The following is a 10,271-nucleotide window of genomic DNA, read 5'->3' as shown; positions in this document are numbered from 1 at the left end:
ATATGACAGATGCCCAAAGGTATTCCTTTCGGCCATCGCTCTAGCAGCTACCGTACTGTTCTGGCTGTAAATCAATGAGTCTGGAGCCTAAACACGATACGGATCGGATCACAGCAACCATAGATACACTGGCCGAACAATCGCCTTCATCAGTGTTTCGAATTTGTCGACAATCTATCAAATTTAAAGCATTATATCGTAATACGCTATGCTTTGGCCTCGATGATTGAGCCGTGCATATTTGGAAGATCGCACAAATGGGGGAACGTGCAATCAGATATCTCATTCCCGGATTCTGGCCCCGAATTGGGATTTAGATACCTAAATGTCTTGGTTTTGATGCTTTTCAGAACGACGCCGCTGTAACCAATACTTGTTTCCCTGTGTGCAGAGTCAAAAAGACCCTGAGGAAGCTGGCCGGATGAGTGAAGTTGTATGTAAGCGGTGCGGAGTTCCTTCCCAGGCTGGTGGGAATTTCTGTTCAAGCTGCGGTGCCCGTATCGGAGAAACCAGCGAAGCAAGATCACAATACATGACCGTTCTCTTCGTTGATCTCGTTGGTTCTACGGATGCAACACAGCATTTTGGTAGTGAAGCCATGTTCGAGGTGATCCAGAGCTTTCAAAGCCAGTGCCAGCAGGAAATCCAGAACGCAGGCGGCTTTGTTGCGAAATATATGGGCGACGGCGCCATGGCCTATTTTGGTTATCCAAGGTCGATCAAAAACAGCGCCGCCACCGCAGTTGTTTGCGCAATTAAGATCATCGAAATCGCCTCCGCTCTGAAGATAAAAGGAAAGCTTCTGCAAGCCTGCTGTGGCGTCGCAACCGGATGGAGCGTTGTAAACACTGTGCGCGCTGGCGAGGCGGCTCAGGAAGCATTGGCTATCGGTAACGCGGTGAACCGCGCTGCGCGGCTGCAATCACTGGCGAGCCCAAGCAGCATCTTCTTTTCATCCGAAGTCAGGCGGTCCATTGATCAGGCGGCGCTTAACCTTAGAGACGTTGGTGAGACGGCGCTCAAAGGCTTTCGCAATCCAATTGATGTTTGGGCGATTGACGTTCCGCACCTGACCAGTGATCAGGCCATGCTGGCGACAGGCAGTATCCTGAATGACCAACAAGGTTTTCAGGATCAACCCGCGCTATGGGACGGGCAAGTGGAATTGAACCCGGTCGGACAGCCATTGCTGGGCCGCTCTGACCTGATAAGCCAGATCAGCACCTGTTATGCAGACGCTGTTTCGGGCCGATTTGCATTTGCAGACGTTATGGCCCCCGGAGGCTATGGCAAGACAATGCTGGCCGAGCAATTCCTAACGTCAGTTCCGAATGCAAACGTCATACGCGTCGTGGGATCCCTTCACCGCAGCGAGCAAAGTTTTGCATGTTTCAACGCCGCGATACGTACGTTGATCGCTCAAGAGCAGAACGGAAAGGACCCCGCCGCTTCCCTCGAGGAATGGGCCCCGGAAGGTATGCTAGACGGTCTTCAGCGCCTCTTGAATATGTCGCAAATACCTGTCGCGCCAATCGTCCGCCAAGGCCGGATTACAGAAGCATTACAAGCAATACTCGAACGCGAGCTTGCCAAGGGACCACTCATACTGTTCATCGACGATGCCCAATGGCTTGATGAGGATTCTGTTGCATTCCTTACCGTGCTTTCGCAGGTTTTTCGCAACCAGCCGCTGTTTTTGTTGGCGACACACAGGCTGGAAGGGCGAAATCTGCAGGTAGAAGCAGACTTGCGTATCGATCTGACCCCACTTGCAGATCACGATGCGGGTAGACTGATAGGATTTCTCGATCCAGATAACCGGCTCAACCAATCGACGCGCGAAAAAATAATCGAACGCGCGAATGGCATACCGCTTTATGTGTACCACTACACGATGACCCTGCTAGAGCAGCCGCAAGCGAGTATCGAGGCAGCCATACCACAAACCCTGATAGAAGCACTGCAGCAACGGCTGGATGTCGATGAGGATGAAAGGCAGTTGGTCGAGGTCGTCGCCGTCCTGCAGGACTATGCAACAACGGACGTGGCTGCTGCCATGATGAACAAACCAGTGCACGAGGTCCAAAAGACTACGGACACGCTTGTCTATCGCAGTTTGCTTCGGCAAAGGGGTACCAACGAGCTTGCGTTCGATCATGCACTGCTGCGCGATGCGGTGGTCACATCTATGTTGAACACGCGCGCCCGCAAGCTGCACGGGGACGCGCTGCAGACCTATCGGGCGATCGCACCTGAATCTCTGAAGGCCAATCCTATCATCGAAGCAAAGCACTTGATTGGGTGCGAAGACTATGCGCAAGCCATCCCTAAACTGGCCGAGGCCGCTCAGGTCGCAACCATGCGCGGTGAGATCGCCGAAAGCGTGCGTGTCGCGAAAATTGCCAAGGGGCTACTAGAGAAAATCGAAGACCAGGATCTGCGCAATCGCCTGGAAATGTCGACCGAATTTGTACTTGGCAACGCGCTGGTCCAGCAGGGGGGGTTTGGATCCCCTCGTGCGGCAGCGGCTTATGGCAACGCACTGGCACTGTGCGAAGCTATCGCCGGGGGTGGTGAGCTTGAATTCCAGATTGCGTGGGGCATATGGACTCACGCTTACACCTTGTCAGATGTGTCGGGCACCGTGCGGATGGTTGAGCGCATGGAACACATCGCCAAAGTCGATCCCAAGCTGGGCGTTGTTTCTAACTGCGCACGATCGGTTACGAGCTTCAGCCTTGGTGAATTCGCCGAGCAAGAAGCATCCTATCAGCGCACCGCCGAACTGTATGACTTTGATCAACATAAGCTGCATGTAATGACCTATTCGATGGATTGTCTGGAACTGGTCCATCTATTCCGGGCGCACGGGCGCTTTATCGCGGGTGATGCTGATGGCTGGGAGCAAGCGTTGGCCTCGGCCCGCGCGCATGGGGAACGGTTGGATGTTGCGCCACTTGTCCCATATATTCGCGTTTTCCGCACAGCAGCACGTTGTTACGCGCCAAGCGGCCTACCGATCCGCGACGAACTGGAACAGGCCAAGTCGCTGGCTGAAACATTTGGGCAGCCCTTTTGGATTGTCGGCGCAAATCTCTGGATGGCTGCTGCGCGCTACCACAACGAAAGCCCCGCCGCGGCGCTGGCTGACTTGGAAGCCGCCATCGCGGGGGCTGAGGCTCTGGGCATTCGATTTTTGACCAGATACCACGAAGCATTGCTCGCGCATGCCTATGCGTGCGTGGGGCGACATGAAGACGCCGAAGGATTGTGGGCAACGATTGACACGCCCGAAAACGCCCAGGGCAACACGATGATCTGGCCCGAAATTCTGCGGCTGCGCGCGGAATCTCGCTATCTGGCAAAAGCACCTGCAGATGTACTGGTGAGAGATTTGGACCACGCAGAACAAATGGCCCGAGATATCAGGGCACTTGCCTGGCTGGCCCATATTCTAGACAGCCGCAGACGTCTGCAACTGTTTTCATCCGAAGAAGTTCTGTTAGCAATTCAAAAGATTATGCCAAGCGGCGCGGAACGTCATCCTTCATTCAAGCTATTTCTAGAGTAGTTTTGGTCTACCCGCCTGTTGGGGCGAATCCCGGCTCTGGCCAGCCCGTAGATCAGGCATCAACCATTATCAGATCGCTCGCTTTTTCACCGATCATAATCGCCGGTGCATTGGTGTTGCCACTGACGATTTCGGGCATGATCGAGCAATCCGCGACGCGCAGGTTCGATATTCCATGGACCTTCAGTTTGGCATCAACAACCGATGTCTCGGCCTGTCCCATCGCGCAGGTACCGGTAGGGTGATAGATTGATGCGGTGTTCGATCTGGCCCAATCCAATGTACCTTCATAGTCGTCAAGGCTCAGCTCTGCCGATGGTCGAAACTCCTCAGAGATTTTCGAGGCAAGTGGATTCTGTTTGGCGATCCGCCGGGCGATGTTCACCGCATCGACCATGGTACGGCAATCGGTTTCTGTTGATAGGTAGTTCGGAATGATTTTTACGTGCGTGGATGGATCAGGGCCGTTTAACTTAAGCTCCCCACGGCTTTCCGGGCGCAACTGGCAAACAGACATTGTGAAGGCTGAAAACGGGTGCACGCCCTCCCCCGGGCTATCGGCGGACCAGGGTTGGACATGGAACTGAATATCCGGCGTTTCGACATCTGGGCGGGTCTTTATGAAACCTGTGGCCAGGCTGGCCGCCATGGTCATCGGGCCCGCGCGGAAAAGGGCGTATTTCAAGGCGATACGCGCTTGATTGAATAGACTGCGCACCTCATCATTCAGTGTAGGTTCATTGCATTTGAAGACCAGCCGAGCCTGAAGATGATCCTGAAGACCTTTGCCAACACCCGGCAGCGCGTGCAGCGGTTCAACGCCGTTTTCCTTGAGGTGATCCGGGTCTCCGATCCCTGACAACATCAAAATCTGGGGCGAGTTGATCGCACCACCCGACAGGACAATCTCGCGTCGCACTTTCAGAGTGTGCTCCACCCCAGATCTATCACGGTACACTAACCCGACGGCCTTCTTGCCGTCCAGGATCACGCGCGATACCAAAGCTTTGGTGATGATGTTCAGGTTTTGGCGATCGCGAATGGGCTTCAGATAGGCGACAGCAGCACTACAACGGCGACCATTGCGCGTGGTCAGCTGAAAATACCCAACGCCCTCTTGTTCGGCGCCGTTATAGTCGGGATTAAAGGGGTAGCCTTCGGCCTGCGCGGCGGCGACCCATGCATCACAGATTGGGCGCTGAATGCGCATGTTCGACACAGACAATGGCCCGCCAACACCGTGGAACTCATCCACGCCCCGTTCCTGATCTTCGCTGCGTTTGAACAAGGGCAACACATCGTCCCAGCCCCAGCCTTCATTGCCCATCTGGCGCCAACGGTCATAGTCTTCTTTTTGTCCGCGGACATATAGTAGCCCGTTCAGCGAAGATGAGCCACCTAAGACTTTGCCGCGCGGCCAGTCGATGGACCGACCGTTCAGGCCGGGGTCGGGTTCGGTGCGATAACACCAGTCGACTGACGGATTGTGCATCGTTTTGAAGTACCCAACAGGAATGTGAATCCACGGGTTTGTATCGCGCCCGCCGGCCTCTAGCAGAGCAACTGTGCTCTTGGGATCAGCGCTAAGCCGATTGGCAATAACGCAGCCCGCAGACCCCGCGCCAACAACCGCATAATCCACTTCCATGACTGCCTCCTCCCAAAGTCGCTGAAAAAAACTCTATGCAAGATGCAAGAATTATACTAGCATTTTTTGATACAAATAGTCTCATTATTTGCGATCAGGGAGGTAAGCAATGGAGATTGGTCAGAAACTAAGTGGTATTTCGCGGCGGGATTTCTTCCGTGTGGCCGGACGCTATGGCATGAGCTCGACGCTGCTAGCAGCAGGCGGGTTCGGCGGCGCGATGAGCCTGGCGAATTTGGCGCAAGCCGCTGAGTCAACCTATGAAAAGCGCTTTTCAAAAGAGCCGAAGCACACGCTGAAATTCGGCGCTTCTGGCTTCAACACCCGCAACCTTCTGATCGAACGCGCCGGAGCCATCGAGTTTGCGCGTGATCTGGAAGAGCGTACGGACGGTGAGATTCGCATTGAGTTCATCGGCGATAACCAAATCTGCGGTCAGCTGAGCTGTGTCGAGAAGACTCAGCAGGGTATCGTCGACATCTATGCAGCCTCAACTCAGAACTCTGCAGGTGGCGCACCCTATCTGAACGTGTTGGACTATGCCTATATGTTCCCAAGCCGCGCAGCGCAGTATCACTTCTTCTACAGCCCCGCGAGCCAACGCATCCTGCGCGATCCGCTTGAGAAACGGCATGGGCTGAAATTCCTGTTCACCCATTGCGAGTTGCGTGGTCTGCAAATGGGTTCGAACTTTGCCGACAAGCCAACCGTTACCAAGCTGGAAGAACTGTTTGGCACAAAAAACCGTGTAACAGGTACACAGCTGGGCCGGATTGCCATGCAATTGCTGAATCTGAACCCTGTGCCTGTCGCTTGGGAAGAAACCCTGGACGCGTTGAAGACCGGCCTAATTGACGGGGCCGAGACATGGGCCTCAGCCGTGGCCTACGCCAACATGGCACCGGTGGTTTCACAGTCGGTGAACCTGAAGTTCTTCTGCGGTACCGAGCATACCTCGATGTCGGCCAAGGTGTTCGACAGCCTGGGTGGTGATTTGCAGGACGCAGTCATGGAGTCCTCGTATTTTACGCAGGCTCTGATTCAGGGCGCCAATGAAGCTGCATTGTTGAACACGGTTGGCTTCTCAGAGCCGCAATTGCCGAATACGATCTTCGCCGAGAACGGTGTGCGTCCGGCCTTCCTGGCCGATGACCAGATCAAACTGGCCGAAGAGATGTGCGCGCCCAACTACAACCCCGAACCCTGGGCACAGTGGCGCGAGCGTTTGAACAAATGGGCCGGTGGCATCGACACCTATCAGGAAATCTACGACATCGCGCGTGAAATTCCGGCTGACACCCTGCCCGAAAATGTCGAGCCGCGCCGTTGGTGGATGGGCCAAGCCTAATCTAAGCTCTTCAAGAACCGGCCCGTTTGGGCCGGTTCCACAAAACACCGACTGGGAGGACGGGGCTCATGTCATTTTGGGCAGACATAGGCGCAATCTTTAGCGCTCTTCTCACCTTTGATTCATTCGAGATACAATCTGCACTGGAATCCGACGCGACATGGGTTTTGGGCGCAATCGTCGCGGCCTTGGGTGGGCTTCTCATCATGTGGGTTTACCGGAAAGTGCCCTTTGTTGAACGCCATTTTGAACGGTCCGTGATGGTCTATTCCTACCTGGCGATTGCCTTCATCATCTTCTGGGGCGTGATTGACCGGTTTGTGTTCAACGATCAAGAACCCTGGTCAACGACCATTCCGCCGCTGCTGTTCATGGTGATGGCATGGTTCGGTGCCTCCTACAACGTCCGCCTGCGTACACATCTGAGCTTTAGTGAATTCCGCACCTCCATGCCCCGCGCCGGTCAACTGGCCTGTTTGATCCTAGACGCGGTCCTTTGGTTCATCTTTGCGGTGATCGTCATCGTGACCACCACGCGGTTGGTGGCGCTGTCGGCTTCGAACTTCCAGATTGTCCTGGGGACTGACAACATCATGCAGTGGTGGTTCCTTCTGGCCGCACCGCTTTCGTTCTTTCTGATGGTTGGACGGGTGTTTCAAAACCTCGCCGACGATCTGCACAATTGGAAAACAGGCGAGCCGCTGATCAAGCAAGCCGTGATCGGAGCAGACTGATGACAGATGGAACCATGGTTACACTGATCTCGCTGGGGGTCACCTTCCTTTTCATGCTGGGCGTGCCCGTTCTGCTGGTCATCGGCTACTGGGTCATCGGCTGTTCCTTTGTCCTTGGCCTGACGCTGGACAACATGGGCGCAGAGCTTCTGAATGTTTTCAATAAAGGCTTTGCCCTTCTGGCGATGCCCCTCTTCATTTTGACAGGTGACCTGATCAACAAGTCTGGTATCGCCCGAAGGCTTAGCGACTTCGCCTATTCCTGTCTCGGATGGATACGCGGCGGGCTTGCGATGGCGTCATTGGGCGCTTGCGGATTGTTCGCTGCAATCTCAGGATCAAATTCTGCAACCACCGCTACTATTGGTTCCATGTTGCATCCGGAGATGGTGAAGGGTGGTTATGACGAACGGTTCAGCGCGGCAACCGCTGCGGCGGGCGGCACGGTGGGGATTATCATTCCTCCCTCGATTATCTTCATCGTCTACGGATTCCTGATGAACCTGCCGATTTCTGAGCTGTTCGTCGCAGGTATCCTGCCCGGCGCGCTGATGGTCTTTGGCATGCAGTTTGCCTGCTGGATCATCTGCCGCATGAATGGCTGGGGCCACTTGATCCCGCTGCAACTGAACCGGGTGCTAAAAACCGCGTTCGGAGCTTGGCTTGGCTTCTTCGCCATTGGCCTGGTGCTGTGGGGCATCTACACTGGCAAATTTTCCCCCACTGAGGCGGCGGGCGTGACCGTAGGCTTCTGCGTCATCGCGGGACTCGTCAGCTATCCGATCAACCGCATCATGGGCGCGCGGAATGACATTCCACCCACCGAAAAAACCTTTGCCGAGATGTTCGTTGTCGAAGGGTTCACAATTCCGGAAATCCCTTCGATCGTGATCCGATCGGCGCAGATCACAGGTATCCTCGCACCACTTATCGCAATTTCAGTCGTGATGCAGCAAATCCTGTCTTTGCTTGGCGCACAGGAAACTATCGGTAACTTCGTAACCTCAATGGGTGGCTATCATGCGGTTTTGTTCACCTCGATGGTAATCGTCTTCTTCTCCGGCATGGTGTTGGAAAGTCTACCGGTGACGATCATCCTAGCCCCGATCCTGGCCCCGATTGCAGCCTCGGTTGGGATTGATCCCATCCACTTCTCGGTGATCTTCCTGGTCGGCGCGTCCATCGGCTTCATCACACCGCCTTACGGGTTGAACCTGTATGTCGCTTCGGGTGTGACCGGAGTGCCCTATTTCCGGCTGCTCAGATACACCGTGCCTTATCTGGTATCTTTGCTGTCAGTATGGATTTTGGTTTCACTTGTGCCCGATCTGGCCTTGATCCTGCTGCCAAATAACTAGACTGTTGCGGGATGGCCCTGACGGAAACACAAGAAAAAGAAACTCAGATCCCGACCAACTTGCGCCTTCTCCTCATACTAGAGGAGGTGGCGCGGCGCGGGGTTGCCGTTAAACCATCTGATCTTATCGACGCATTGGGATTGGCAAAACCAACGGTCCACCGCCTATTGCAAACCGCCGAGGCCGAAGGATTCCTGCAGCGTGATCTGGATGGCCGCTCATATGGCCCCGGCCACCGGCTAAGATTGCTTTCAGTCAATACGATGTCTTCCGAGCACCTGCGTACAGCGCGTCTGGCGATCTTGCGCAGCGTCGCCGAACAAGTGGGTGAGACCTGCAATCTCGCCACCCCGGACCGTGAAGGTATGATCTATCTGGACCGGGTCGAAACCAAATGGCCTTTGCGCATTCAATTGCCCGTCGGTACACAAGTGCCGTTTCATTGCACCGCCAGCGGAAAGATGTACCTTTCCACATTGCGGCAAAAGACACTGGACGGCTTTCTTTCCGCCGGCAATCTGCAACCGCAGACCGAACGCTCGTTGACCGATCCCGATGCTTTACGCACAGAAATCCAACGTATCGCCGGCAACAGGTATTCCACCGATGATGAAGAGTTCATGACCGGGATGACCGCTCTTGCGGTGCCTGTTCAGGATGGGCAGGACAGGTTGGTTGCAACACTTTCCGTTCATGCGCCAACTCAGCGTCATGACGTAGAAAGCCTGATGTCTTTCTTGCAGATTTTACAGAAAGGCGCGACTGATCTTTCGGCGCTTCTGGCAGAATGATCCATTTCATAAATACCCATCACGACGCCAGTTGATCTACTGATTTGTCAACGTGAACCGCTGATGGGCCTGATCCACCGATCTGATACGGTGCAGATCAATCGCCGCAATCGATGAGCGAAAGGCCATCAGTTTTGGTTTCATCATCTTTTGACAAACCGACTCAAACGCCAGCAAATCGGAAAATTTCAAAGCCACATATCACGTATACCAGTGTCGCGTTTACAGCTGTGCCTAAAATGTTTCGCTGTCTTTGACAGATTGCATTGAGACATGGGTCGACGTGCTGGCGACGTTAGGCAGGGACGAGATGGTTTTTCCCAGCACTTCGCGAAATGTCCTCATGTTCGATGTACGGATCTTGATCAAATAATCGAATGCCCCCGCAATCATATGGCACTGTTCAACCTCTGGCACCTTGCGCACCGCTGCATTGAAAGCGGACAAAGCGGGCTCGGTCGTATCGGACAGCTTGACCTCGACAAAGGCCACTTGCTCCAGGTCCATCTTGGCCGGATTGATTACGGCCTGAAAACCAAGGATGATCTCATCTTCCTGCAAGCGTTTCAGCCTGATCTGGCATGGGGTTTTTGATAAACCAACCCGCACAGACAACTCTGTAACAGGTATTCGACCTTCCCGCGCAAGAATCGCAATGATTGCGCGATCATAGCGATCTAATTGCCTATTCTTGTCCACTATTGCCGCCGTTATGCCTGCATATTTCAGTAATTTCAGTACTTTTTTTTACCTCCATACCCTTCTTTAGGCAACACGAATTCTGGAACTCTGATATCCTACGCGGCAAGCGTCAAAGCGCA

Annotated in this window: 7 protein-coding genes; 5 read left to right on the top strand and 2 right to left on the bottom strand. The window is 54.3% G+C overall.

Annotation, left to right across the window (positions count from 1 at the left end; all coding sequences use genetic code 11):
- Nucleotides 1-532 precede the first annotated feature (532 nt).
- A complete protein-coding gene (locus ACR0JE_RS17610; RefSeq protein WP_480865094.1) occupies nt 533-3,571 on the top strand; it encodes an AAA family ATPase in 3,039 nt (1,012 codons plus the stop codon).
- Nucleotides 3,572-3,623: 52 nt separating this feature from the next.
- Here the strand turns inward: ACR0JE_RS17610 and ACR0JE_RS17605 are convergent, their stop codons facing one another.
- Nucleotides 3,624-5,219, bottom strand: a complete 1,596-nt coding sequence (locus ACR0JE_RS17605) for a GMC family oxidoreductase (protein WP_480865093.1) — start codon at nt 5,217-5,219, stop codon at nt 3,624-3,626.
- Nucleotides 5,220-5,328: 109 nt separating this feature from the next.
- Between ACR0JE_RS17605 and ACR0JE_RS17600 the strand changes: the two genes are divergently transcribed.
- The 4 genes from ACR0JE_RS17600 (at nt 5,329) to ACR0JE_RS17585 (ending at nt 9,450) form a co-directional block, all read left to right on the top strand.
- Nucleotides 5,329-6,567 carry a TRAP transporter substrate-binding protein gene (locus ACR0JE_RS17600; RefSeq protein ID WP_480544567.1) on the top strand — a complete coding sequence of 413 codons (1,239 nt, stop codon included), beginning with the start codon at nt 5,329-5,331 and terminating at the stop codon, nt 6,565-6,567.
- A gap of 68 nt (nt 6,568-6,635) precedes the next feature.
- Nucleotides 6,636-7,301, top strand: coding sequence for a TRAP transporter small permease subunit (locus ACR0JE_RS17595; protein WP_170535419.1), 666 nt, complete (start codon nt 6,636-6,638; stop codon nt 7,299-7,301).
- Complete coding sequence (locus tag ACR0JE_RS17590; RefSeq protein WP_480865092.1) at nt 7,301-8,659, top strand: TRAP transporter large permease; 1,359 nt, start codon at nt 7,301-7,303, stop codon at nt 8,657-8,659. Before ACR0JE_RS17595 ends, ACR0JE_RS17590 begins: the two co-directional genes overlap by 1 nt.
- An 11-nt stretch (nt 8,660-8,670) precedes the next feature.
- Nucleotides 8,671-9,450 (top strand): IclR family transcriptional regulator, encoded by a 780-nt coding sequence (locus ACR0JE_RS17585; RefSeq protein ID WP_480865091.1) that lies wholly within the window; start codon nt 8,671-8,673, stop codon nt 9,448-9,450.
- A gap of 234 nt (nt 9,451-9,684) precedes the next feature.
- On the opposite strand, the gene ACR0JE_RS17580 is transcribed toward ACR0JE_RS17585, so the two are convergent.
- Entirely contained in the window at nt 9,685-10,149 is a 465-nt protein-coding gene (locus tag ACR0JE_RS17580) for an Lrp/AsnC family transcriptional regulator (RefSeq protein ID WP_480865090.1), read from the bottom strand.
- Between the last annotated feature and the right edge of the window lie 122 nt (nt 10,150-10,271).

It is taken from the genome of Ruegeria sp. H3 (assembly GCF_056533095.1).
Note: the sequence above shows the minus strand (reverse complement) of the source record. Positions and strands in the feature narration are given on the sequence as shown.